The organism is Faecalibacterium sp. OF04-11AC (assembly GCF_003460645.1).
Classification (GTDB): Bacteria; Bacillota; Clostridia; order Oscillospirales; family Ruminococcaceae; genus Faecalibacterium; species Faecalibacterium prausnitzii_I.
Map to the genome: position 1 here is coordinate 1 of NZ_QTVP01000025.1, position 22,558 is coordinate 22,558.

The 22,558-nt window shown below is 60.4% G+C and carries 25 protein-coding genes and 1 pseudogene; 15 read left to right on the forward strand and 11 right to left on the reverse strand.

Features of this window, described 5'->3' with window-relative positions:
- Positions 1–227 precede the first annotated feature (227 nt).
- The 4 genes from DXA70_RS10655 to DXA70_RS10670 form a co-directional block, all read right to left on the reverse strand.
- Positions 228–998 (reverse strand): tRNA threonylcarbamoyladenosine dehydratase, encoded by a 771-nt coding sequence (locus tag DXA70_RS10655; RefSeq protein WP_128118459.1) that lies wholly within the window; start codon positions 996–998, stop codon positions 228–230.
- 191 nt (positions 999–1,189) lie between these two features.
- Positions 1,190–2,287, reverse strand: coding sequence for a tRNA 2-thiouridine(34) synthase MnmA (gene mnmA, locus DXA70_RS10660; protein ID WP_128118460.1), 1,098 nt, complete (start codon positions 2,285–2,287; stop codon positions 1,190–1,192).
- Between the two features lie 84 nt (positions 2,288–2,371).
- Entirely contained in the window at positions 2,372–3,616 is a 1,245-nt protein-coding gene (locus tag DXA70_RS10665) for a CCA tRNA nucleotidyltransferase (protein WP_128118461.1), read from the reverse strand.
- Positions 3,609–4,541 carry a ribonuclease Z gene (locus tag DXA70_RS10670; RefSeq protein WP_128118462.1) on the reverse strand — a complete coding sequence of 311 codons (933 nt, stop codon included), beginning with the start codon at positions 4,539–4,541 and terminating at the stop codon, positions 3,609–3,611. Before DXA70_RS10670 ends, DXA70_RS10665 begins: the two co-directional genes overlap by 8 nt.
- Positions 4,542–4,659: 118 nt before the next feature.
- Between DXA70_RS10670 and DXA70_RS10675 the strand changes: the two genes are divergently transcribed.
- On the forward strand, positions 4,660–4,851 hold the full coding sequence (locus DXA70_RS10675) for a hypothetical protein (protein WP_128118463.1): 192 nt from the start codon (positions 4,660–4,662) through the stop codon (positions 4,849–4,851).
- Positions 4,852–5,361: 510 nt separating this feature from the next.
- Positions 5,362–6,747, forward strand: a pseudogene (locus DXA70_RS13805) (TrpB-like pyridoxal phosphate-dependent enzyme).
- 164 nt (positions 6,748–6,911) lie between these two features.
- Here DXA70_RS13805 and DXA70_RS10685 read toward each other — a convergent pair.
- A complete protein-coding gene (locus DXA70_RS10685) occupies positions 6,912–8,201 on the reverse strand; it encodes an O-acetylhomoserine aminocarboxypropyltransferase/cysteine synthase family protein (protein ID WP_022257032.1) in 1,290 nt (429 codons plus the stop codon).
- Positions 8,202–8,770: 569 nt separating this feature from the next.
- On the opposite strand from DXA70_RS10685, the gene DXA70_RS10690 reads away from it, so the two are divergent.
- The 10 genes from DXA70_RS10690 (at position 8,771) to DXA70_RS10725 (ending at position 15,762) form a co-directional block, all read left to right on the forward strand.
- Entirely contained in the window at positions 8,771–9,439 is a 669-nt protein-coding gene (locus tag DXA70_RS10690; RefSeq protein WP_243001330.1) for a biosynthetic peptidoglycan transglycosylase, read from the forward strand.
- A 262-nt stretch (positions 9,440–9,701) separates the two neighbouring features.
- Complete coding sequence (locus tag DXA70_RS10695) at positions 9,702–10,589, forward strand: putative manganese transporter (protein WP_112116485.1); 888 nt, start codon at positions 9,702–9,704, stop codon at positions 10,587–10,589.
- Positions 10,590–10,688: 99 nt separating this feature from the next.
- Entirely contained in the window at positions 10,689–11,291 is a 603-nt protein-coding gene (locus tag DXA70_RS10700) for an HAD hydrolase family protein (protein WP_243001331.1), read from the forward strand.
- Positions 11,234–11,572, forward strand: a complete 339-nt coding sequence (locus tag DXA70_RS14660) for an HAD hydrolase family protein (RefSeq protein ID WP_243001332.1) — start codon at positions 11,234–11,236, stop codon at positions 11,570–11,572. Before DXA70_RS10700 ends, DXA70_RS14660 begins: the two co-directional genes overlap by 58 nt.
- Positions 11,569–12,060, forward strand: coding sequence for a DNA-deoxyinosine glycosylase (locus tag DXA70_RS10705; protein ID WP_112149151.1), 492 nt, complete (start codon positions 11,569–11,571; stop codon positions 12,058–12,060). Before DXA70_RS14660 ends, DXA70_RS10705 begins: the two co-directional genes overlap by 4 nt.
- 109 nt (positions 12,061–12,169) lie before the next feature.
- Entirely contained in the window at positions 12,170–12,775 is a 606-nt protein-coding gene (locus tag DXA70_RS10710) for a 5-bromo-4-chloroindolyl phosphate hydrolysis family protein (protein ID WP_243001333.1), read from the forward strand.
- Positions 12,776–12,821: 46 nt separating this feature from the next.
- The gene (locus DXA70_RS10715; RefSeq protein WP_128118464.1) at positions 12,822–13,976 is read left to right on the forward strand and encodes a toxic anion resistance protein; all 1,155 of its coding nucleotides are present in this window, start codon (positions 12,822–12,824) and stop codon (positions 13,974–13,976) included.
- A gap of 6 nt (positions 13,977–13,982) precedes the next feature.
- Positions 13,983–14,576, forward strand: coding sequence for a hypothetical protein (locus DXA70_RS10720; RefSeq protein WP_243001334.1), 594 nt, complete (start codon positions 13,983–13,985; stop codon positions 14,574–14,576).
- Positions 14,573–14,746: a DUF4815 domain-containing protein gene (locus DXA70_RS14665; RefSeq protein ID WP_243001335.1), complete on the forward strand. Its 174-nt coding sequence runs from the start codon at positions 14,573–14,575 to the stop codon at positions 14,744–14,746. Before DXA70_RS10720 ends, DXA70_RS14665 begins: the two co-directional genes overlap by 4 nt.
- Positions 14,743–15,762 (forward strand): TPM domain-containing protein, encoded by a 1,020-nt coding sequence (locus DXA70_RS10725; protein ID WP_128118465.1) that lies wholly within the window; start codon positions 14,743–14,745, stop codon positions 15,760–15,762. Before DXA70_RS14665 ends, DXA70_RS10725 begins: the two co-directional genes overlap by 4 nt.
- A 56-nt stretch (positions 15,763–15,818) precedes the next feature.
- On the opposite strand, the gene upp is transcribed toward DXA70_RS10725, so the two are convergent.
- The 6 genes from upp to DXA70_RS14670 form a co-directional block, all read right to left on the reverse strand.
- Entirely contained in the window at positions 15,819–16,445 is a 627-nt protein-coding gene (gene upp / locus DXA70_RS10730) for a uracil phosphoribosyltransferase (RefSeq protein ID WP_022257022.1), read from the reverse strand.
- A 99-nt stretch (positions 16,446–16,544) separates the two neighbouring features.
- A complete protein-coding gene (rpiB, locus tag DXA70_RS10735; RefSeq protein WP_022257021.1) occupies positions 16,545–16,991 on the reverse strand; it encodes a ribose 5-phosphate isomerase B in 447 nt (148 codons plus the stop codon).
- Between the two features lie 26 nt (positions 16,992–17,017).
- A complete protein-coding gene (gene tsaB / locus DXA70_RS10740; protein ID WP_128118466.1) occupies positions 17,018–17,743 on the reverse strand; it encodes a tRNA (adenosine(37)-N6)-threonylcarbamoyltransferase complex dimerization subunit type 1 TsaB in 726 nt (241 codons plus the stop codon).
- Entirely contained in the window at positions 17,740–18,165 is a 426-nt protein-coding gene (tsaE, locus tag DXA70_RS10745) for a tRNA (adenosine(37)-N6)-threonylcarbamoyltransferase complex ATPase subunit type 1 TsaE (RefSeq protein ID WP_022257019.1), read from the reverse strand. Before tsaE ends, tsaB begins: the two co-directional genes overlap by 4 nt.
- Before the next feature lie 78 nt (positions 18,166–18,243).
- Positions 18,244–19,374, reverse strand: a complete 1,131-nt coding sequence (locus DXA70_RS10750) for a C25 family cysteine peptidase (protein WP_243001336.1) — start codon at positions 19,372–19,374, stop codon at positions 18,244–18,246.
- Entirely contained in the window at positions 19,341–19,520 is a 180-nt protein-coding gene (locus tag DXA70_RS14670) for a hypothetical protein (RefSeq protein ID WP_243001337.1), read from the reverse strand. The genes DXA70_RS10750 and DXA70_RS14670 overlap by 34 nt, the downstream gene beginning before the upstream one ends.
- 313 nt (positions 19,521–19,833) lie before the next feature.
- On the opposite strand from DXA70_RS14670, the gene DXA70_RS14675 reads away from it, so the two are divergent.
- The 3 genes from DXA70_RS14675 to DXA70_RS10760 all read left to right on the forward strand — a co-directional run bounded on the left by DXA70_RS14675 (position 19,834) and on the right by DXA70_RS10760 (position 22,501).
- Positions 19,834–20,157, forward strand: coding sequence for a hypothetical protein (locus tag DXA70_RS14675; RefSeq protein WP_243001343.1), 324 nt, complete (start codon positions 19,834–19,836; stop codon positions 20,155–20,157).
- On the forward strand, positions 20,067–21,050 hold the full coding sequence (locus DXA70_RS10755) for an FtsW/RodA/SpoVE family cell cycle protein (protein WP_243001342.1): 984 nt from the start codon (positions 20,067–20,069) through the stop codon (positions 21,048–21,050). Before DXA70_RS14675 ends, DXA70_RS10755 begins: the two co-directional genes overlap by 91 nt.
- A gap of 254 nt (positions 21,051–21,304) precedes the next feature.
- On the forward strand, positions 21,305–22,501 hold the full coding sequence (locus tag DXA70_RS10760; protein ID WP_128118467.1) for a carcinine hydrolase/isopenicillin-N N-acyltransferase family protein: 1,197 nt from the start codon (positions 21,305–21,307) through the stop codon (positions 22,499–22,501).
- The last annotated feature ends 57 nt before the right edge of the window (positions 22,502–22,558 follow it).

The following is a 22,558-nucleotide window of genomic DNA, read 5'->3' on the forward strand; positions in this document are numbered from 1 at the left end:
CGGCGGCAAAAAAGCCCCTGAGGGGCTTTTTTAGATGCGCGGCTCGCGCAATCCACCCGCGCCCACCAAGAACTCCAGTATCCGAACCGGGTGCTGGAGTTTCTGTTTTATAGAAACATATCAAGGGGATCGTAGCGGGTGGATTCGAACAGCATCGGCCGCCGCTATCCGTCCCGGCGGCAAAAAAGCCCCAGTGTAGAAATACACTGGGGCTTTTTCCAGAAAAATTATCCTTTCATCGGCACAAAACCGACTAAGTCCTTGACGACCTCACCGCCGATGATGAGGCCCGCCACCGACGGCACAAAGGCGTTGGAACCGGGGACAGAGCGGCGGATGGTGCACTTGCGCTGGGTGCCCGGAGGGCAGATGCAGTGGTCCTTGCAGCTGATGGAATCATCCTCAATGGGGGTCATGACGGGCTCCTTGGAGTAGACGACTTTCAGGTGCTTGATGCGGCGCTTACGGCACTCGGTGCGCATAACCTTGGCCAGCGGGCAGACGGAGGTCTTGTAGATGTCCGTCACCTCAAAGCGGGTGGGGTCCATCTTGTTGCCGGCACCCATGGCGCAGATGATGGGCACACCGGCCTCTTTTGCCTTGACCACCAGCGCGATCTTCCCCGTAACGGTATCAATGGCATCCACGACGTAATCATACTGGGTGAAATCGAACTGATCCTGCGTCTCCGGAGTGAAGAACGTCTTGTAGGTGGTCACTTTGATGTTGGGGTCGATATCGTGGATGCGCTGCTCGGCCACATCCACCTTATACTGGCCCACCGTCTTGCGGGTGGCCACGATCTGGCGGTTGAGGTTGGTGAGGCAGACCTTATCGTCGTCGATCAGGTCCAGCGCTCCCACGCCGCTGCGGGCCAATGCCTCCACGGTATAGCCGCCCACACCGCCGATGCCAAACACAGCCACTCGGCAGTGGTGTAATTTTTCCATTGCCTCTGCACCCAGCAGCAGCTGCGTGCGGGAATATTGATCTTGCATAAATTTCCTACCCTTTTCTCTACGATTGCACCTGACGTTTCACCGTGCGGCGCAGTTATTTTTGTTTTTCGATCGCTGTTCTCCCGACTGCCAAGGGCTCCCCTGATCGAAAAGACTCCCCCGGTCGGGGGAGGTGGCACGAAAGTTCCGAAAGGGGAGTGGCTGGCATCGCAAAGCGATGACTGAGAGGTTTATCTCTCTACACTCGTGATCGTCCCGCCGCCCAGGACGACATCCCCCTGATACAGCACCACGGCCTGGCCGGGGGTAGGGGCACGCTGGGGCTGGTCAAATTCCAGCCGGAAACCGCCCTCCGCGGGGAAAACGGTGGCAGGCTGTTCCACCTGATGGTACCGGGTGCGGGCGGTTACCCGCAGCGGCTCCGTCAGCCCCGGAACACTGATCCAGTTGACCTCGTCCGCATAGACGACGCGGTCAAACAGGGCATCCTCCGGGCCGACTGTGACGGTGTTGGCCTGCATATCCTTGGCGCAGACATAGACCGGTGCCCCCATAGCAAGGCCCAGCCCCTTGCGCTGACCGATGGTGTACCGGACAGCTCCCTGATGGGTGCCCACCCGGCTGCCGTTTTCATCGAGGAAATCGCCGGGAGGATAATGCTTTCCCGTGAAGTCCTCCATGAACTTGGCGTAATCCCGGTCGGGCACAAAGCAGATGTCCTGGCTGTCGTGCTTGCGGGCGTTGATGAAGTGCCGCTTCTCCGCAATCTCCCGCACCTCGGTCTTGTGCAGGCCGCCCAGCGGCAGGCGTACCCGGGCCAGCTGCTCCTGGGTGAGGTTGTACAGCACATAGCTCTGGTCTTTGCCCTCGTCCAATCCCTTTTTCAGGAGCCAGCGGCCCGTGGCCTCGTCCTGCTCCACCCGGGCATAATGGCCCGTGACCACATAGTCGATGCCGTGGGCGTCGGCCCAGCGGAGTAGATGGTCAAATTTCATATACTTGTTGCAGTCGATGCAGGGGTTGGGCGTGCCGCCCGCCTCATACACCCGGATGAATTTCTCGATGATCTTCTCCCGGAAATCGGCGGTAAAATCCACCACCTCATAGGGGATGTCCATGGCAAACGCCACCTCAGCGGCATCCTCGATATCCCGTTCCGAGCAGCAGGTGTGGAAACCGGACTGTCCCAGCGTCTCGTTGCGGGTAAGCCGCATGGTAACGCCCGTGCACTCATAGCCCGCCTGCTGCATCAGCCATGCCGCCACCGAGCTGTCCACGCCTCCGCTCATGGCAATGAGCGCCTTGGGCTGGTTCTGTGTCTCTGTCATGCAAATACTCCTGTTGTGTTCAACATACCAAGTCAGTAGATATAATACTACCGCACAATTTTTCGCTTGTCAAGTCGTGCAAAATCACGGATCCAATTCTATTTTCACCGCTGCCAGCAGGGCTTGCCGTTCGTTGGGGAGCTGCCCGGTGATGACGGCTTCCAGCAAAGCCTCCAGCTGTCCGCGCAGGCCCGGGCCGGGCTTTGCGCCCAGCGCCATCAGGTCCCGGCCATTGACGGCCAATTGCCCCACCCGGCAGCAGGCGTTTTCCGCTTGCAGCCGGCCTGCTGCCGTTTGCAGGGCCGCAAAGGCAGCCGCCTGTTCCGGCCTGTGGGCCGCGCAGAGAGCCAGCAGACGGCGGAGGGGATCCGGCTCCAGCCGGCCCAGCAGGCGTCTGGCCTGGATCGCCCGGGCAGCCGTTTTTTCTTCCGGAACCAGCCCGGCCTCCCGGACAAGGGTGGTCACTTCCTCGATGAGGGCATTGGAACAGCGCAGCTGTTTGAGTGCTTTCCGTGTCCCCTGCTCCCCCAGCGGGAGCAAAAGTGCCGCCAGCCGGGCGGACACCTCCGGCAGGCCTTCGGGCAGAGTGTCGATGATGGCCCGGGCCGCTTCAAACCGCGGGACGTTTTCCGGCGTGAACAGCTCCGGCAGCACCACCGCAAAAACGGCAGGCTCCATCCACGTTCCTGGCTTGGGCGCTGCCAGCAGGCGGGTCAGTTCCTCCGTGATACGCTCCGTGGAGACGCAGTCCAGATGGGCACAGAGCTCCCGCGCCGCCTGCCCGGTAGCCGGGTCGATTTCAAAGCCAAACCGCGCCGCGAACCGGTAGAGCCGCAGGATGCGGAGGGCATCCTCGGTAAAGCGCTGGTGCGGCACGCCCACAGCCCGGACAAGGCCCCGGGCCAGGTCTTTCTGCCCGCCAAAGGGGTCGATCAGTCCCTCCTCGGCGCTGTAGGCCATGGCGTTGATGGTAAAATCCCGCCGGGCCAGGTCTTCTTTCACGTCCGGCACAAAAGCCACGGAATCCGGGTGGCGGCCATCCGAGTAGCTGCCCTCGGTGCGGAAAGTCGTCGTCTCGTAGAGTTTTCCACCATATTTGACCGTCACGGTGCCGTGCTGTAAACCCGTTGGGATGCACTGCTCTTTCCCGAATCGATCCAGCACCTGCCGGGGCAGGGCGCTGGTGCAGAGGTCCCAATCGTGGGGCGTAAGACCCAGCAGGCTGTCCCGGACGCAGCCGCCCACGGCGTAAGCCGCATAGCCTGCCCCGTGCAGGGCATCCAGCAGAGCTGCCGCGCCGGAGTCCAGTTTGATTTTATGGTCAGCCATGGGGTTCCTCCTCGAATTGCAGGGTCAGCTGCTTGCCGTCAAAGCCGCACTCCGCCTGCGGGAATGTCCCCTGCGCAAAGTGCAGGCACTCCTCCGGCTCCGTGATCATGGGCGAATAGTGCACCAGCCAGAGCCGCTTTGCCCCGGCCCGGGCGGCGAGGGCCGCGCTCTGCCCAAATGTGCTGTGACCGTACTGTTTTGCCTGGGCTTCCTGCTCCGGCTCCGCATAGGTGGCATCGCAGAGAAGCAGGTCGGCGTCCTGAGCCGCTGCCTCCAGCGCCGGGCAGGGAGCCGTATCCCCGGAGAAGACGAATTTCAGCCCCCGGCGCGGCGGGCCCAGCACCTCTGCCGGGGTCACTTCCCACTCCCTCACCTGTACCGTCTCTCCGTGCTGTAATTTTTTCCAGTCTGCCACAGGCACGCCCAGCGCCCGGGCCTTTTCGGGCAGGAATCGTCCGGCCCGGGGCAGCGTGAGCGCATACCCCCGGCTGGGCACCCGGTGCCGGGTGAGGATGGGCAGCAGCTGTGCCCCCGCAGGCCAGCCAAAGGCCGCAAGGTCTACGGGGTCTTTGTCCAGCTGCCGGGCCCGGATGGGATACGGCAGCGGCCCGGTCAGGGTGCGCAGGGCAGGCCAGATGGCATCCAGCCCGGCAGGCCCGTAGAGCGCCAGCGGGCGGGTGCGGCCCTGGCAGCCCAGCGTCTGCAGCAGCCCCGGCAGACCAAAGATATGGTCGCCATGGTAATGAGTCAGGCAGATCGCGTCCAGCTTCATCAAATTGACCCCGGCCCGGCGGGCGGCGGCCTGGGTGCCCTCGCCGCAGTCAAACAGCAGGCTGTGGCCCACGCATTCGGCTGCCGCCGCTGTCAGTGCCCGGTCCGGCAGGGGCATGGTGGCCGCCGTGCCCAGCAGTGTAATGGTCAGCATACAAACTCTCCCCACAGAAAAATCATTCAGCTATAGTGTACCACACTTGCGTCCCGCGCACAATCGCCGCCCGTGGTGCATACCATAGGGCAGCAACACAAAACAAGGAGGGAGCGCCATGCAGCGCAAACGTCCGCCCCCGGCCCAGCGGCAGATCTGGACCATTCTGCTCATTCTTGCTCTTCTGGTACTGTTCGTGCTGACGGTAGGAGCCAGCTGCACCGCTAACCCGTACCTGTACGGCGGGCGGGGGCTGGTGGTGTTCCTGCCCGCTTCCACAACGCCCAGCAGCATCCTGGCGCCGTTTTAGAGCAATTCAGGACTGCGAAGTATTACTTTTGTGTCCTGAATCAAAACTTTTTTAAAAAACGTGTTGACAACCAACCCACTGCGGGAGTAGAATACTGCCAAACCAGTGAGAGGGCATAAGTACCCCCACGATCCCCTGCTTTCCCAGAGAGTGCCGCGTTTGGTGGGAGCGGCGCAGAGCAGCTGTGGGCGGGAATGGGCCTTTGAGGGCAAACCAAACCGTATGGCGTAAATTTTATGGCATACGCAGTAGGGGCGACGGAGAGCGTCTCCGTGAACAAAGCCGGTATGTGTTGGCATATCACGAGAGGGCGGGGCGCAAATCCCGCCAAAATTGGGTGGCACCGCAGGAGTGCTGGCTCGTTCAAAAATTTGAATGTTGGCCGCTCTTGTCCCAATACACGAATTGTGTTTGGGATAAGGGCGGCTTTTTATTTGCCATAAGTCCCTTGTCCCACAGAGTGAAGAGGCGCGCTGGTTTGCGACAGCGGCCCCGGAAAGGACAAGCCTTATGAAGACCGAAACGAACATCCCGTACAAGTATTACCTGGAAGAATCCGAGCTGCCCACCGCATGGTACAATGTGCGGGCGGACATGAAAAACAAGCCCGCTCCCCTGCTCAATCCCGGCACCCTGCAGCCCATGACCGCCAAAGAGCTGGACGGCGTTTTCTGCGATGAGCTGGTGCAGCAGGAGCTGGACGACACCACCCCCTATATCCCCATCCCGGATGAGATCCGCGAATACTACCGGATGTATCGTCCGAGCCCCCTGTGCCGTGCCTACCGGCTGGAAGAAGCCTGGGCACCCCGGCCAAGATCTACTATAAGTTTGAGGGCAATAACACCAGCGGCAGCCACAAGCTGAACAGCGCCATTGCGCAGGCCTACTACGCCAAGAAGCAGGGCCTGAAAGGCGTGACCACTGAGACGGGTGCCGGCCAGTGGGGCACGGCGCTCTCCATGGCCTGCAGCTACTTCGGGCTGGATTGCAAGGTCTACATGGTCAAGGTAAGCTACGAGCAGAAGCCGTTCCGCCGCGAGGTGATGCGCACCTATGGTGCTTCCGTCACTCCCAGCCCCAGCATGACCACCAATGTAGGCCGCAAGATCCTGGCCGAGCACCCGGACACCACGGGCAGCCTGGGCTGCGCCATCAGCGAGGCGGTGGAAGTTGCCACCTCCACCCCGGGCTACCGCTATGTGCTGGGCAGCGTGCTCAACCAGGTGCTTCTCCACCAGAGCGTCATCGGTCTGGAGACCAAGACCGCACTGGACAAACTGGGCGTCAAGCCTGACATCATCATCGGCTGCGCTGGCGGCGGCAGCAATCTGGGCGGCCTCATCAGCCCGTTCATGGGCGAAAAGCTCCGGGGCGAGGCAGACTACCGCTTTATTGCGGTAGAACCCGCCAGCTGCCCCAGCCTGACCCGCGGCAAGTTCGTGTACGACTTCTGCGACACCGGCATGGTCTGCCCGCTGGCCAAGATGTACACTCTGGCTCCGGCTTCATCCCCAGTCCCAACCACGCAGGCGGCCTGCGCTACCACGGCATGAGCAGCATCCTGAGCCAGCTCTATCACGACGGCCTGATGGAGGCCCGCAGCGTGGAGCAGACCAGCGTGTTTGAGGCCGCTGAGCAGTTCGCCCGCATTGAGGGTATCCTCCCCGCCCCGGAGAGCAGCCACGCCATCCGGGTGGCCATCGACGAAGCGCTCAAGTGCAAGGAGACCGGCGAGAAAAAGACCATCGTCTTCGGCCTGACGGGCACCGGCTACTTTGACATGGTGCCTATGAGAAATTCCATGACGGCAAGATGACCGATTCCATTCCCACCGACGCCGACCTGCAGAAAGGCTTTGACGGCATCCCGCAGTTCCCCGGCAACGAGATCTGATTCCATCTATAAATTTGTAACGCACAAAAGAGCGGCTGCTTCGCAGCCGCTCTTTTGCTTTTGACTTTGTTGCACGAAACGACACAAAAGGAAGAATATAGGAGAAAAATGGAACGTTTCTCGCAAAACGGGGGACATTCTGCCAGAGAGCTGCCGCCGGGGAATCACTCGCCGCGGACAGCTGCGAAACCTGCCTCGAGGTCGGCGATGATATCGTCGATGTGCTCGGTGCCGATGGACAGGCGGATGGTGTTCTGGTAGATCTGCTGTTCGGCCAGCTCCTCATCGTTCAGCTGGCTGTGGGTGGTGGAAGCCGGGTGGATGACCAGGCTCTTGACGTCGGCAACGTTGGCCAGCAGGGAGAAGACTTTCAGGTTGTCGATGAACTTGAATGCTTCCTCGCGGCCGCCCTTGATATTAAAGGTGAAGATGGAAGCGCCGCCGTTGGGGAAATACTTCTCATACAGGGCGTGATCCGGGTGATCGGGCAGAGAGGGGTGGTTGACCTTTTCCACCTGCGGATGGTTGGCCAGGAACTCCACGACTTTCTTGGTGTTCTCCACATGGCGCTCAATGCGCAGGCTCAGAGTCTCGGTGCCCTGCAGCAGCAGGAACGCGTTGAACGGAGAGATGGTAGCGCCGGTATCGCGCAGCAGGATGGCGCGGATGTAGGTGACGAATGCGGCAGGACCTGCAGCCTCGGCAAAGGAGACACCGTGGTAGCTGGGGTTGGGTGCCGCAATGTTCGCATACTTGCCGCTGGCTTTCCAGTCGAACTTGCCACTGTCCACGATGATACCGCCCAGGGTGGTGCCGTGGCCGCCGATGAACTTGGTGGCAGAGTGGACCACGATGTCCGCGCCGTGCTCGATGGGACGGATCAGGTACGGGGTGCCAAACGTGTTATCAATGACCAGCGGCAGGCCGTGCTTGTGAGCAATGGCTGCGATGGCGTCGATATCGGGGATATCACTGTTGGGGTTGCCCAGAGTCTCCAGATAGACCGCCTTGGTGTTGGGCTGGATGGCGTTCTCCACCTCGGCCAGGTCATGGGCGTTGACAAAGGTGGTGGTGACGCCAAACTGGGTCAGGGTGTGCTCCAGCAGGTTGTAGCTGCCGCCGTAGATGGTCTTCTGGGCCACGATGTGGTCGCCTGCCTGAGCCAGAGCCTCGATGGTGTAGGTGATGGCAGCGGCACCGGAAGCGGTCGCCAGAGCCGCCACGCCGCCTTCCAGGGCCGCGATGCGCTTCTCAAAAACGTCCTGGGTGGAGTTGGTCAGGCGGCCATAGATATTGCCGGCGTCTGCCAGGCCGAAGCGGTCAGCCGCATGCTGGCTGTTGCGGAAGACATAGGAAGTGGTCTGGTAAATGGGCACCGCGCGGGAATCGGTAGCGGGATCGGCCTGCTCCTGGCCAACATGCAGCTGAAGGGTCTCAAATTTATAGTTAGACATAGTATTTTTCTCCTCTATTTATACTTTTAGTATTACTTTTACTTACAAAAAAGCCCGGGAACTGATGTTTGTTCAGTACCCGGGCCTGAAATCCAGTTGTCGTTCCCTTTGGGCAGGGCTGCCGCTTCCGTTGGCCGTCACATTCGGGCGGCGGAGGGCAGTGCACAGCTTTGGGTCAGACAGATTCGTTCAGCCCGGGCGCTGTACATTCGCCCACAACGGAAGTTTGCATGGAGCAGTTCGTTCCAGATCAGCGTCATTTTGCTTGCCCTCCTTTCAGTCGTTTCACCATTTTTCTTATTCCCACTTGGTTAGTGGTCTGGTGTGTCTGTAGTATATCCCCATTTACCTACATTGTCAATAGGTTAAGTCCAATTTTTTCAAAAAATTGGGGGTCAGTTTTCCGGGGGCGTTATGGGCAGGGAAAAAATTCAAGGCAGGATCAAGCTGGAAGCGCCGTACCAATTAAAACGCGGCGCTTATCCTGGCTTGTTCACGGAAATGTCATCCGGCTGCGGTATACTGATCCCGTAACACGCCTAAACCTCAGACCCGAAAGGATTTGTGCTATGAAATTTCTCTTCCGTATCCTCCGGCGGCTGGTCGGCTATCTGCTGGGGGTGCTGCTGGTGGCACTGATCGCCGCCGCGGCCACCTTTGGCTGGCAGGGGTACAAGCTCTACCAGAGCGCCGTGCAGGCCACCCCGCTGGAAACGCTCTACCAAAACATCACGGCCCGGCCCAGCTTTGTGCCCTATGACCAGCTGCCCCAGACCTACATTGACGCCGTCCTCTCAGTGGAGGACAGCCGTTTTGTCCACCACCACGGCGTGGACCCGCTCGCCATCGCCCGGGCACTCTGGGCCGACCTGCGTTCCGGCACCCTGGCCGAGGGCGGCAGCACCATCACCCAGCAGCTGGCCAAAAACGTCTATTTCACCCAGGAAAAGCGGATGGCCCGCAAGGCGGCGGAGATGTTTGCCGCGCTGGACATCGAGAAGCATTACTCCAAACAGGAAATTTTTGAGATGTACGTCAACACCATCTACTTCGGCAACGGCTGCTATGGCGTGGCCGAGGCCGCCGAGGGGTATTTTAAGACAGACGCCGCCTCTCTGACCGATGCTCAGGCCGTGGTGCTGGCGGGCCTGCCGCAGGCCCCTCGTATATGCCTCCAGCCCGGCGCTGGCCCACAAGCGAGCCCGGGTGGTACTGCAGCGGATGGTGGACTGCCATAAGCTCACCCAGGATGCCGCCGCCCAGCTCTCCGCCGAGACAGACGTGATCCCGTTCATCACCCGCAGCATTGCCTGAAGATCCCGCAGCTCCCTGTAAAAAGGGGGCTGTTTTTCTGCCCGGAAAATTTTCCAGGGCAAAAATGCAAAAAGATTGCAATTTGGTATTGCAATCCGCGCCGAATGCGTGTATACTGTACTCCGCACCCAAAATGCAACCAATTTGCAATTTACAAGATGAAAGCGATTTTTCTGAGGAGTACCCATGGATCTGTTTCTGGATGTTCTGGCCGAGAGCCTGGTTGATACCGCCAAGATGCTGCCGTTTTTGTTCTTGGCTTACCTGTTTATTGAATATGTGGAGACCCGCCACGGCGAGCGGATCGAAGCGCTGCTGGCCGGCGGCGGGCGCTGGGGTTTTGTACCGGGAGCCCTGCTGGGCTGTGTGCCCCAGTGCGGCTTCTCCGCCATTGCCTCCAACTTTTACGCCTCCCGGGTGGTGACGCTGGGCACATTGATGGCGGTTTTCCTTGCCACCAGCGACGAAGCCATCCCCCTGCTGGTGTCCATGCCCGCTTACTGGGACAAGCTGGTTTTGCTGATGGTGCTCAAAGTGCTGTACGCCATCGCCGTGGGCTTTGGGCTGGATTTTGTCCTCCGGAAAGCCCTGCCCAAGGGGCTGCGGGGCGGCTACACCGGCCGTGCCGATGAGGTGGACTGCCACGAGGAACACGACGATGCGGAGGGCCATCACCAGCCCATCTGGAAAGCAGCCCTCCGCCACACGCTGGAGATCTTCGTCTTCATTTTCGCGTTCAGCCTCGTGTTCGGCCTCATCGTGGAGGGCGTGGGCGAGGATGTCTTTGCCGACGTGCTGGGCCGGATGGGCTTTTTCCAGCCCGTGGTAGCCGCGCTGGTGGGCCTCATCCCCAACTGCGCCGCCAGTGTTCTGCTCACCCAGCTCTATGTCGAGGGTGCCCTGCGGTTCTCCAGCCTGGTGGCCGGCCTGTGCACCGGAGCCGGTGTGGGCCTGGCCGTGCTCTGGCGGGCCAACCCCTCCTGGAAGCAGAACCTTTTCATCACCGGCCTCACCTGGGCCTGCGGTGCGTTCCTTGGCGTTGCCATGCAGGTGGTGGTCGCGCTGGTGGGCTGATGCCGCGTAAAATTTAGTCTTACCGCCGTTTCGGGATGTCCCGGAGCGGCGTTTTGTGTTATACTGGGAGAAAGAATGAATTTCCAGGAGAAGACAGCCATGCAATACAAGCTTTTAGCCAGCGATTACGATAATACCCTTGTCCCCTTTGGGGAACACTTTCCCCGCCCGGCGGTGGTCAAGGCCGTCAAGAAGATGCAGGCGGCGGGCGGCAAGTTCGTCCTCAGCACGGGGCGGGCCTGGTCGGCCGTGAACCGCAAGGGCCAGCTGGGCGGCATCCGGTTTGATTACGCCATCACCTGCAACGGTGCCTGCGTGCTGGACCGGGAGGGCCGCATCATTGCGGAGCACCCGCTGACCAATGAGGAGATGTACGCGCTGGTGGATTTCTGCGAGGATTACAACTATCCTTTGCAGTTCGATTTCAAGGACGCCTACTACGCCTACTGCGAGTACGATTACCTCAAGGCCTGCTACGACCACATGAACGCCCCGGGCTGGAGTGCATCGACGGCGAAGATCAGGACCGCCACCTCATTGATATGCCCCACGCCGCCTTTGCCGTGCTGCCCCCGGCCGCGCTGGAGGAATTCAACAAAAAGTACGGCCACCTGGACCTGCACTGGATGCAGGTGGGCGGCGGGATGCCCGGCGGCTGGTACTCGTTTGACATCGTGCGGGGCGGCATCGACAAGGGCGTAGGCCTGGCCGACCTGTGCGCCCGGATGGGCCTCACGCTGGACGACGCCGTGGCGGCAGGCGACTCTGCCAACGACATCGGGATGCTGAAAGCAGCAGGCCTCTCCTGCTGCATGGCCAATGGCACCCCGGAGGCCAAAGCTGCCGCCAAGCGGGTCATCGGGGATGTGCGGGAGGACGGCCTGGCCGCCCTCATCGAGGAGCTGTGGTTCGACGGCCCCAAAGCCGAGCCCTCGGGCAAGACGCTCGGTTCCCCGTGGGAGGCCATGGAGGAGCAGAAATGAGCTTCGCGCCTGTATACGGGCCCCGCAGCCGGGCCTTGATTTTAGGCACCTGGCCCAGCCCCAAGAGCCGGGAGATGGCTTTTTACTACGGCCACCCGCAGAACCGCTTCTGGCCCATGCTGGCAGCCCTGACCGGGGAGCCCATACCCGCCCGGGAAGATATTGACGCCAAAAAGCAGCTCATCCTGCGCCATGGGCTGGCCCTCTGGGATACATTGGAGAGCTGCACCATCACGGGTGCCTCGGATGCTTCCATCAAAGATGTGGTGCCCAACGATATTGCCGCCCTGCTGGCTAAGGCTCCCATTGAGGCGGTGTTCTGCAACGGGGCCACGGCATACAAAATTTACTGCAAATATTTACAACCCATCAGTGGCATTGCCGCCGTCAAGCTGCCCAGCACCAGCCCCGCCAACGCGGCCTGCCGCCCGGAGAAGCTTCGGGAAGTATGGGGTGCCGCCTTAGCCGATTGGTTGATTAACGTATGATGGCAAACCTGTAAATTATTCATGAAACGCTTGCGTTTTTGCCAAAAAGCTTTATGATGGAGAGGAAAGGGGCTAAATTTCTTGAATGCCCCGGAAAAGGAGACGCTTCATGAGCAAGATCATCCGCACCCGGAAACCCAGTGTCCTGCCGTTTTACGCAGGCGCTCTGGTGTTCGTGGTGCTCTGCGCGGTGCTCCCGGTGTACAAACTCTGGGCACTGCTGGTGGCGCTGGGCGGCGCTGCCGCGGCGTTTGGCCTGGGGCAGAAATTCTGCCCGCCCCATGTGGTGGAACACGAGGTGCCGTTCCACACCGGGCAGGACGACGTGGACGCCATGCTGACCGATATCCAGCAAAAGCTCGATACCCTGCACGGCCTCAATGCTTCCCTGCCGGACCCGGCGCTCTCCGCCGCCATGGACCGGATGGAAAAGGCAGGCCGCTCCATTGTGGAAGCAGTCGAAGCCAACCCTGCCAAAGCCAAACAGGTGCGGCGCTTTGCCAACTACTATCTGCCCGATGCGGTGAACATTCTGCAGCAGTACGCCACGCTGGCGCGGCAGGGCGTCAAGGGCGAGAACGCCGCCGCCATCCGTACCGAAGTGGAACACAACGCGGCATCCATTGCCACGGCCTTTGAAAACCAGCTGGACGCCCTGTATGCCGCTGAGAGCATGGACCTCTCGGCAGACCTGACGGTTTTGCAAACATGTTAAAGGGACAAGGCCTTTAACGCGTAGATTTGGAAAGGAAGGAATCCCCATGGCTGAGAACAACACTTTCAATTTTGATCTGGACGCACCCGCTACCCCCACCTTGACGCTGGACCCGGTGGAAGAAGCCGCTCCTGCTGAGGAAAAGAAGCCCGAGCCCGCCCCGGCCCCGGAGGAGGTCAAGCTGACCGCTGAGGAAAAGGCCATGGTGGACGCCTTTGCGCAGAAGATCGACATTACCAACAGCCAGCAGGTGCTGCAGTACGGCTCTGCCTGCCAGAAGAAGATCGGCGATTTCTCGGAGGCCGCTCTCGCCAAGGTGTCCACCAAGGACCTGGGCGAAGTGGGCAATATGATCACCGACCTCATTGGCGAGCTGAAGAGCTTTGACGCCAACGAGGAGCAGCAGAAAGGCATCCTGGGTTTCTTCAAGAAAAAAGGCGACCAGATCGACAACCTGAAGACCAAGTACAACAAGGCCGAGACGAATGTGGAGAACATCCAGTCCATGCTGGAAGGCCATCAGGTGCAGCTGCTCAAGGACATCGCCATGCTGGATAAGATGTATGAGCTGAATATGGCCTACTTCAAGGAGCTGAGCATGTATATCCTGGCCGGCAAAAAGAAGCTGGCGGACGTGCGTGCCAAGGAACTGCAGCAGGCCATGGACAAGGCCAAAGCTTCCGGCCTGCCGGAGGATGCCCAGGCCGCCCGGGACCTGGCCGACCAGTGCGAGCGGTTTGAGAAAAAGCTCTACGACCTGGAACTGACCCGGAACATCAGCCTGCAGATGGGCCCCCAGATCCGCCTGCTGCAGAACAACAACTCCATGATGGCGGAAAAGATCCAGTCCACCATCGTCAACACCATCCCCCTGTGGAAGAACCAGATGGTGCTGGCCCTGGGCCTGGCCCACAGCCAGCAGGCCATGCAGGCCGAGCGCGCCGTCACCGACATGACCAACGAGCTGCTCAAGAAGAACGCTGACGCCCTCAAGATGGGCACCATTGAGACGGCAAAAGAGTCTCAGCGCGGTGTGGTGGACATCGAGACCCTGCAGCAGACCAACAAGAGCCTTATCGAGACGCTGGACGAGCTGAACAAGATCCAGACCGAGGGCCGCGCAAAGCGTGCCGCCGCCGAGCAGGAGCTGACCCGCATTGAGGATGAGCTCCGCGCCAAGATGATGGAAATTCGGAGCTAAACAGAAATGGCAAACGCAGATTTTTCCAAGCAGAGCAGCACCCAGGGCCCGCGCGGCTTTGACAGCGGCAGCTACCGTGAGGCAAAGCGCGCGGACGAGGATGCCCTGCACCTGACCCCTGCCCAGCAGAAGCTGGCAGTGCTGGAGAACAGGCTCCCCGCGGCCCTGCGCAATCGCGGCGCGGCACTGGCGCTGAGCATCGTCGTGATGCTGGCCGCGTTCTTCGGATTGGGCGGGGCCAAACTCAAGGCAAAATACAACAGCGCCAGCCAGTGGTTTCCCTACGGTGTCGCCGCCGACAACGGCTATACCCTCAACGAGGAGCTGCTCACCCGGCTGAACACCGCCGCCAATGTCATCACGACGGGCACCAGCACTCTCGGGGCCGACAGCACCGAGGTGCAGGCCGCGCAGACGGCACTGGACGATTTCTCCGCCTGCCTGGACGCGGTGCAAGCCGATGGCAGCAAGCAGGATCTGACCTCCCTGCCCTACTATCAGGCAGCACGATGCACGCCCTCTATCAGGCCAACGAGGCACTTGGTGCTGCCATCGACCAGCTCTATGCAAAACTCCAGGAGCGGGCCGCGGACCCCATGAAGATGGGCGCGGTACAGGGCCAGTACGGCCAGTTCAACAGCGCCCAGACCATCCTCAGCAATCTCAATTACAATCAGGCCGTTACGGCCTATCAGAATGATACCAGCGGCTTTCCGGCAGCTCTGCTGAAAGGCCTGTTCGGGATCAAGGAGGTGGAGCCTTTCGCATGAAAACGATGAAATTCCTCGCCCGGCGCGTCAGCGCTCTGGTGCTGGTGGCCACTGTAGGGCTGACAGCCCTTGTGCCGGCCGCCTTTGCGGCACCGGCCAGCCTGCCGGACCTGCCCAAAGACCAATGCGTTGTGGACGATGCCAATGTCCTGAGCAGCAGCACCGTGCAGACCATTCAGGATCTGAACACCCAGCTGGATGCCAGCTGCAAGGGTGCTCAGATCGGCGTGCTGACCGTGGATTACACGGGCAACGTCTCCACGGAGGATTACGCCGTGGAGGCCGCCAACACCTGGGGCCTGGGCAGCAGCTCTGAGAACAACGGTGTTCTCATCCTGCTGGTGATGCAGAGCCCCGAGTACGCCGACGGCGACTACTACCTGACCTACGGCGACGGCTTCCGCAACACAACGCTGGCCAGCCAGGCCAGTGCCATCGCACAGACCATGGAGGATGACTTTGCCTCCCAGAACTACGATGGCGCCGTGACCACCTGTGCCCGGAACGTGGCCAACACCATTGCGGACATCTATGGTGTGAGCCTCAGCGGTTATACAACCAGTAATGTGGCTGGCGGAAATTACAATTATACCGACAATTACCACGAAGCCCCGGTGGCAAAGCCCGCTTTCTGGGAGACAGCCGTGGACGGCCTGTTCACCCTCCTGGCCTACGGCATCGTCATCATTGCCCTGTTCTTCATGTTCGTGGTTCCTTTCGGCCACTCTGCAGGCTGGTACTGGGGCCCGTTCGGCTGGTTTGGCTGGCGGCACCGCCGTGGTCCCCGCCGCCCGCCGTATGATGATTTCGGCCCCGGTCCGGGTGGTTTCTATGGCCCCCGTGGCCCGCGTGGCCCCAGAGGCCCCCGGCCTCCGCGGGGCGGTGGATTCGGCAGCGGCGGCGGAAGTTTTGGCGGCATGGGCGGTGGACGCTCGGGCGGCAGCTTTGGCGGCGGCGGTTCGTTCCACGCCGGAGGCGGCAGCTTCCATGGCGGCGGCGGTGGACGCGGGCGTTAAATAAGCATAAAAAAACTCCTGCACAGAGGTGCAGGAGTTTTTTCATGCAAGCGAAATTACTTGGTGCCGTAGATGCGGTCACCAGCGTCGCCCAGGCCGGGGACGATGTAGCCGTTCTCATTCAGGTGGTCGTCCTTGGCGCCCAGGTAGATATCCACATCGGGGTGAGCCTTGTGCAGGGCCTCGATGCCTTCCGGAGCGGCGATCAGGCCGATGAACTTGATCCGCTTTGCGCCGTGCTTCTTGATCTGGGTGATGGCGTCAATGGCGCTGCCGCCGGTAGCCAGCATGGGGTCCAGCACCAGCACATCACGCTCCGCGATATCCTGAGGCAGTTTGCAGAAATACTCCACAGGCTGCAGGGTCTGCTCGTCGCGGTACAGACCAATGAAGCCGACCTTGGCAGCGGGCAGCAGGGTGAGCATACCGTCCAGCATACCCATACCAGCGCGGAGGATGGGCACCAGAGCCAGCTTGCGGCCTGCCAGCACCTTGGTCTTTGCCATGGTGATGGGGGTCTCGATCTCCACCTCTTCCAGAGGCAGGTCACGGGTAGCCTCGTAGCACAGCAGGGTGGCGATCTCGCCTACCAGATCACGGAACTCCTTGGTACCGGTCTGCTTGTTGCGCAGAATGCTCAGCTTGTGCTGCAGCAGGGGGTGCTCAACGATCATGGGGGTCATAACAACACGCTCCTTATTATTTTATATTAGGTTATGGAATCCTTGTTTTGTTCGCCCTCTGGGGGAGCTGTCACCGCAAGTGACTGAGGGGGCGTGGAATCAGCGATTTTCAATGGCCATCAGCTTGGCGACACGCTTCTCGTGGCGGCCGCCTTCAAACTCGGTGTTGAGGAAGATATCCACCAGCTGGCAGGCAAGGCCGGGGCCCACTACACGGCCGCCCATGCACAGGGCGTTGGCGTCGTTGTGGCGGCGGGTGTACTCAGCGCTGAAGCTGTCGGAGCAGCAGCAGGCACGGATGCCCTTGACCTTGTTGGCGGCCATGCTGATGCCCACGCCGGTGCCGCAGAAGAGCAGTGCCTTGCTGCACTCACCCTTGACAACAGCGTCACAGGCAGGCAGAGCCATATCCGGGTAATCCACGCTGGCGGTGCTGTGGGTGCCGTAGTCGATATACTCCAGCCCCAGCTCTTCCAGATGGACCTTGACGGCCTCTTTCAGTTCAAATCCGCCGTGGTCGGCGGCCAGTGCGATGGGTTTTGCCATTGGTATCAATCCTTTCCCTTTGTTGCTCACTTTTTTGCTTCTTTGGTCTTGGATGCTTCCGCCTCTGCAGCCAGACGCTCGGCGCGCTCGCGCTCGGCCTGGCTCAGGCGGTGATAATCCGGCAGCAGAGCCTCGGGCAGCACGGTCTCCCCGTGCCGGGCCATCTGCTTTGCCACCAGTGCCACGGCGGCGGCACGGCCTCCCCGCAAAGCGGGCGGCACGGCCAGCACACCGGGAATTTCGCCGTACTTATTATAGCACAGAGCAGCCCCATCACCAACAAAAAACAGGGGCTTTTTGCAATTTTCTACAAATTGGGCCAGGTCAGCCACGGCACGGGCATCATCGTCCATCAGCCGCTCATGGGTCGCCAGGTCAAAGGCGGCGCTGTACACCTGGGCACGGCGGGCATCCAGCGCACAGAGCACAGTGCCCTCACCCGTGTGAGTAGCCGCCAGCGCTTCCAGGGTCGAGACCGGCGCGCAGAGCGTCTCCCGAGGGAACGCCAGCCCTTTGACGGCGGCCAGACCGATGCGCAGCCCGGTAAAGCTGCCGGGGCCTGCATTGACGCCGTAGACGTCGATATCCGCGCAGGTCAGATGGCAGAATTTGAGACAGTTGTCGATCAGAGGCATGATCGTCTCGCTGTGGGTCATGCCCGCGTCGAGATAGCACTCGTACAGCAGGCGGTCATCCTGCAGCAGGGCCACCCCCGCGGTCTTGCCCGCGGTATCCACGGCCAGAATGTTCATAGCGTTACCCCCTCTATGGTGATGCGGCGGGTGTTCTCATCCACTCGCTGGATGTCCACCCGGATGGGGTTTTCCAGGGCCAGCAGATCCGCGAAATTTTCGCTCCACTCAGCCGCCACGATGGCCCCCTGATCCAGATAATCGTAAAAGCCTGCCGCGCACAGATCGTTCTCGGTGGAGATGCGGTACAGGTCAAAGTGGGCCAGCGGGCGCGGCCCACGGTAGTAGTTCACAATGGCAAAAGTCGGGCTGCTGACCGGGTCGGTGCAGCCAAGGCCCTCGGCCAGGCCCTCGGTGAACGCGGTCTTGCCCGCACCGAGGCCGCCCGTATAGGCAATGAGCGCTCCCGGCTGGAGCACTCCGGCCATCCGCCTGCCCAGGGCCACGGTCTCGGCCCGGGAGTGGGTAATGAATTCAGACATAAATAACACCTCATACAAAAGGGGACGGCAGGTTTCTGCCATCCCCTAGTATAGTATATTTTTGCAAAAGTGCAACGCTCAGGCCGCAAGGTCCGCGCTGAACATGCTGCGGTTGCTCTCCGGTACATGGAGCGCCGCCTGGCTGTTGCCGTAGAGCACTGCATAGGAAGCCGCTGCATGGGGACGTCGGCCGCCCTGCGCATGGTACCAGATGAGGTCATCCTCACCATAAGTCGCCTTGGCGTGCTCCAGCGCCTGCCCGACATTCTGCCCCATGATGAGGTGATTGATGGTATCCCAAAGCATACTGCGGGAGTAAACGGTGTAGACGTTGTTGACGTAGCCGATGACCGCCCGTGCCCCGCCGGAGAGGAGGGCATCCGCCATGGCGTTGTCCTCGCTGCCATCCACGCCGAGGAACTCACAGGTCTCGGAGTAGACGATGGTGTTGGAAAGCTTGCCGCCTTTATAAGCATTGCGGAAGAAATCCGAGGTAACGCAGTACATCCCGTTGACCTTGATGACCCGGTGGGCCAGCAGATCGAAGCCGTAGCGGAGGTCTTTGCCAAAGGTGGACTCTTCCGTCAGCAGCATAATGGGCTCCGTGCGGGTGCGTTTGAGGAACTTGCCATAGCTGTAAGTGTAGTAGGAGCCATGGGCGCTCAGAACGCTGACATTATAATTGCCCATCTTCTTGAGGTCGGCCACGGTGACATGAATGTTGATCTTGGTCTCCAGCCCCAGCGCCGACCAGAAGCCCTGCATATAGGAATAATACGGGAAGCGGGAACTGTTGATGGTGTTGTCAAAAGCGTAGTAAATAACTGCCGTGCCGAACTTTTCCACCGCCTGATTTTCGGTGCGGCGGAGCAGGGCCGCCCGGCTCTTCTGCATTTCAGCCCCCAGATCCGGCGGGAGCCGGAGCGAGAGGGCATGATTGGAAGCGGCAGTCTCTGTCTCGGCGTTTTCCTCGTCCAGCGTCTCATCCTCGGGTTCCGTGAGCAGGATGCCGCCCAGCACGCCGCAGGGGTACCGGAAACTGACCATCCCGTTTTCTTCGTCGGTATAAATGGAGTCCTTTTCCACAAGGCCCTTGGCCGCCAGCGTGTCCAGCTGGGCCAGCGCCGCGTCTTTCCGGGCGTCGGTGTCCATTTCCTGATATTGTTCACTCTCGGTCAGAGCCGTAACAGCGGCATCTGCCTGCTGCATCTCGCTGCATCCGCCCGGGCGAGCGTCTGCTCTGCCGCTGCCGCGTCCACGGGCTGCTCCGCAAATGCAGCCGTCGGGAACACCGTGCTGACCAGTATCACCAGTGCGCAGAACGCGCACAACATGCGATGATGTTTCTGCTTCATCTTTTCTGTATCCTCCAGGAGAGCGCCGCCGGGCGGCGGTACCCTCTTTCGCGCCCGGAGAACGGCATCACGATCCGCTTTCGCCAATGTTTGCCGCCCTTTTGACGCGTTTCCCTATGCTCATTTTAGAGAGTCCCGGAAGCTTTGTCAAGCATTCCGCGCCGATTTTGCAAAGCTGTCACAGAGTGTGAAAAATCTGCGCCATCTTGCACAGAAATGCCCTCTGCTGTATAATAGTTGTGTATCTGGTTTTTGCAGTTTGCTCCCCGAAAGCAGTCCGCGGAAGCCATTTTGTGAGAAAGGCGGTGCTTTTTTGGAAAGCATTCAACGATATTGGAAGCGTACCGATAAAACTTACCTGCTTCTGTGCATCCTGAGCAGCAGCTTTGCGGTGCTGGCCCTCTCCTCCTGGGCCGCCAAGCAGGGCAGCGGCTTTGCTCTGGACGATGTTACCGGGCAGATCGTGGGCGTAGGCGATTACCGCCGTGCGTGGTGCAGGCAGGCGCGGCCGCCATTGGGCTGTGTGTTGCAGTTCTGCTCTCAAACATCGATTACCGGAGCCTCGTCAAGGTGTGGCCAGTCCACGTTGCCATCACCTGGGGCATGGTGCTCCCCACCCTGTTCATCCGCAATGTGACCGTCGGCCCGCTGACCATTGGCTACAATGCAGGCGACACCGACAACTACTCCTGGTACAAGCTGGGCGGCTTTACCCTCCAGCCCACCGAGCTGGCAAAGATCAGCTTTATCCTGACCTTTGCCATGCACCTGAACAATGTCCGTGGTAAGATCAACGAGCCCAAGGAGCTGGGCAAGCTGCTGCTGCATATGCTGGTCCCCATCCTCATCATCCACATCCAGGGTGACGACGGCACGGCCATCATCTACGGCATCATCGCCTGCTGCATGATGTTCTCCGCTGGCTTGAGCTGGAAATATATCATCGGGGCCATCTCGGCGGCGGCCGCTGCCGTGGCCGTGGCGTTCGGCTTTTTCAGCGATAAGATCGGCAAGGGCTACCAGTGGTACCGCATCCTCGCCGTCATCGACCCTGAAAACAAAACGGGCTGGGCCCCCAGCGAGGCTGTCTGGAAGAACATCATCTACCAGCAGCAGCGGGGGGAGATCGCGCTGGGTTCCGGCGGCATCTTCGGCAACGGTATTTTCAGCGGCAGCTATTACAGCGTCCCCAACGCCCACAACGATTTCGTCTTCAGCTGGATCGGCAACGTCACCGGCTTCGTGGGCTGCTGTGTGGTGCTGGGCATCCTGTTTGCGCTGGTCTGCAAGACCTTTGCCACCGGCGCCCGCAGTGAGGATATGCTGGGCAGCTTCATCTGTGCCGGCATCGGCGGTGCTCTCATGGCGCAGATCGCCGTCAATGTGGGCATGAACCTCCGCGTCCTCCCCGTCATCGGTGTCACCCTGCCGTTCTACTCGGCGGGCGGTTCCTCGGTCCTGATGCTGTATATTTGTGTCGGATTAGTACTGAGCGTTTATATGCACAATACCAAAAAGCTGTTTGGGTGAGCTTGCGTCAAGTGTAAAGTTTTCGCGCTCTGCTTGACTTTTTCCGGAATCGCATAAATAAAAGTAGAAATGATGCATACAGTCTCCTGTATGCTCACCAAAATGAAGAACCCCCTCGGAGGTGCGGCTCCAAGGGGGTTCTTCATTTGCATCATTGATCCAACGGATCGGTGCAATTCGTCTTGTAAAGCAACCAAAGTCGTGGTAAACTGTGCTTTATCGCATTTTATTTACTCAAACTTTGGAGGTTTTTCATGAAACAGAACCGCATCCGGAAATGTCTGCGGGCGGCCGCGCTGGCTGTCGTGGCACTGATTCTGGTGCTGGCAGGCACCGTGTTCGCGCTGTGGCACAACGAGTTTGCCACACTGGGCTCGTTCCGCAAGCTGTCCGACCGGGACACTGCCCACCATGACGGTGCCGTCTACGAGCTGACCGTCTCCGGCGACTACTATTTCGATGATTTTCTCGCTCAGGGCGGTGCGTCTAATGACTCTGAGCTCATCTCGTTCGTCACGAAGCGCATCACCAAGGGCCTCATTCCGCTGCAGCTCAAAACCACGGAGATCTCCTGCTCCGCTTTTACGGCGGACACGGCAGAGGGCGACCGGGTGTTTGGCCGCAACTATGATTTTTCTTCCACCAATACGGCCATCGTCTACACCAACCCCGGCAAGGGGCGCCATGCTTCCTACTCCACCGTGGACCTGCACTTCCTCAGCCTGGACCCGGACAAAGACGTGGAGGGCCTGGGGCATAAGCTCCTGACACTGGCCGCTCCCTATGCCCCGCTGGACGGCATCAACGACGCCGGTGTGGCCTGCGGCATCTTCATGTCCTATCAGGGCGATGGCAAGGGCACTTCCACGGACATCGACACCGACAAACCCGACCTGACCTCTACCACCCTGCTCCGGCTCATCCTGGATTACGCCGACTCGGTGGAGGATGCCGTAGCGCTGGTGGAGCAATACGATCTCCACGACTCCACCAACTGTGTGTTCCACTACATGGTGGCCGATTCCACGGGCCGCAGCGCCATTCTGGAGTGGGTGGGCTCGGATGCCGACCACGACAGCGACGGCTCCCAGCGCCGCCTGAATGTCCTCTGGAACGACACCGACAGCCTTTCGGACTCCGCGGACTGGCAGGTGGTGACCAACTTCATCAAAACGCCGGACTACTACACCTCCCCCGACCAGATGCGCGGTCTGGACCGCTACGAGCATCTGGCTGACCGTCTGCGTGAGACAAACGGCATCGTAGCCGACGAGGACGCCGCCATGGCCCTGCTGGCCGAGGTAGGCCGCCGCACCTGGAACAACGATGACAGCAACAGCCTCACCGTCCACAGCGCGGTCTACAACCTGACGGACAAAACGGTCCTCTGGGTGGGCAACGAGCACTACGGCGAGGATGGGCATACATTCCGCTACAGCCTGCAAAAGTAAATTTTCAAAGCGCACAAAAACAGGAGCTGCACCCGTTTGGCGGGCACAGCTCCTGTT

Excerpts from the sequence above, each read along its gene's own strand:
- DXA70_RS14665 (WP_243001335.1), top strand. The coding sequence starts at position 14,573 with ATGAAGATGGGCGCGGTACAGGGCCAGTACGGCCAGTTCAACAGCGCC.
- tsaE (WP_022257019.1), bottom strand. The coding sequence starts at position 18,165 with ATGTCTGAATTCATTACCCACTCCCGGGCCGAGACCGTGGCCCTGGGC.
- DXA70_RS10750 (WP_243001336.1), bottom strand. The coding sequence starts at position 19,374 with ATGCAGCAGGCAGATGCCGCTGTTACGGCTCTGACCGAGAGTGAACAA.
- DXA70_RS10665 (WP_128118461.1), bottom strand. The coding sequence starts at position 3,616 with ATGGCTGACCATAAAATCAAACTGGACTCCGGCGCGGCAGCTCTGCTG.
- tsaB (WP_128118466.1), bottom strand. The coding sequence starts at position 17,743 with ATGAACATTCTGGCCGTGGATACCGCGGGCAAGACCGCGGGGGTGGCC.
- DXA70_RS10715 (WP_128118464.1), top strand. The coding sequence starts at position 12,822 with ATGGCTGAGAACAACACTTTCAATTTTGATCTGGACGCACCCGCTACC.
- DXA70_RS10685 (WP_022257032.1), bottom strand. The coding sequence starts at position 8,201 with ATGTCTAACTATAAATTTGAGACCCTTCAGCTGCATGTTGGCCAGGAG.
- DXA70_RS10725 (WP_128118465.1), top strand. The coding sequence starts at position 14,743 with ATGAAAACGATGAAATTCCTCGCCCGGCGCGTCAGCGCTCTGGTGCTG.
- mnmA (WP_128118460.1), bottom strand. The coding sequence starts at position 2,287 with ATGACAGAGACACAGAACCAGCCCAAGGCGCTCATTGCCATGAGCGGA.
- DXA70_RS10760 (WP_128118467.1), top strand. The coding sequence starts at position 21,305 with ATGAAACAGAACCGCATCCGGAAATGTCTGCGGGCGGCCGCGCTGGCT.
- DXA70_RS14660 (WP_243001332.1), top strand. The coding sequence starts at position 11,234 with ATGCCCGGCGGCTGGTACTCGTTTGACATCGTGCGGGGCGGCATCGAC.
- DXA70_RS10690 (WP_243001330.1), top strand. The coding sequence starts at position 8,771 with ATGAAATTTCTCTTCCGTATCCTCCGGCGGCTGGTCGGCTATCTGCTG.
- upp (WP_022257022.1), bottom strand. The coding sequence starts at position 16,445 with ATGACCCCCATGATCGTTGAGCACCCCCTGCTGCAGCACAAGCTGAGC.
- DXA70_RS14670 (WP_243001337.1), bottom strand. The coding sequence starts at position 19,520 with ATGAAGCAGAAACATCATCGCATGTTGTGCGCGTTCTGCGCACTGGTG.
- DXA70_RS10675 (WP_128118463.1), top strand. The coding sequence starts at position 4,660 with ATGCAGCGCAAACGTCCGCCCCCGGCCCAGCGGCAGATCTGGACCATT.
- DXA70_RS10695 (WP_112116485.1), top strand. The coding sequence starts at position 9,702 with ATGGATCTGTTTCTGGATGTTCTGGCCGAGAGCCTGGTTGATACCGCC.
- DXA70_RS10705 (WP_112149151.1), top strand. The coding sequence starts at position 11,569 with ATGAGCTTCGCGCCTGTATACGGGCCCCGCAGCCGGGCCTTGATTTTA.
- rpiB (WP_022257021.1), bottom strand. The coding sequence starts at position 16,991 with ATGGCAAAACCCATCGCACTGGCCGCCGACCACGGCGGATTTGAACTG.
- DXA70_RS10655 (WP_128118459.1), bottom strand. The coding sequence starts at position 998 with ATGCAAGATCAATATTCCCGCACGCAGCTGCTGCTGGGTGCAGAGGCA.
- DXA70_RS10700 (WP_243001331.1), top strand. The coding sequence starts at position 10,689 with ATGCAATACAAGCTTTTAGCCAGCGATTACGATAATACCCTTGTCCCC.
- DXA70_RS10710 (WP_243001333.1), top strand. The coding sequence starts at position 12,170 with ATGAGCAAGATCATCCGCACCCGGAAACCCAGTGTCCTGCCGTTTTAC.
- DXA70_RS10670 (WP_128118462.1), bottom strand. The coding sequence starts at position 4,541 with ATGCTGACCATTACACTGCTGGGCACGGCGGCCACCATGCCCCTGCCG.
- DXA70_RS10720 (WP_243001334.1), top strand. The coding sequence starts at position 13,983 with ATGGCAAACGCAGATTTTTCCAAGCAGAGCAGCACCCAGGGCCCGCGC.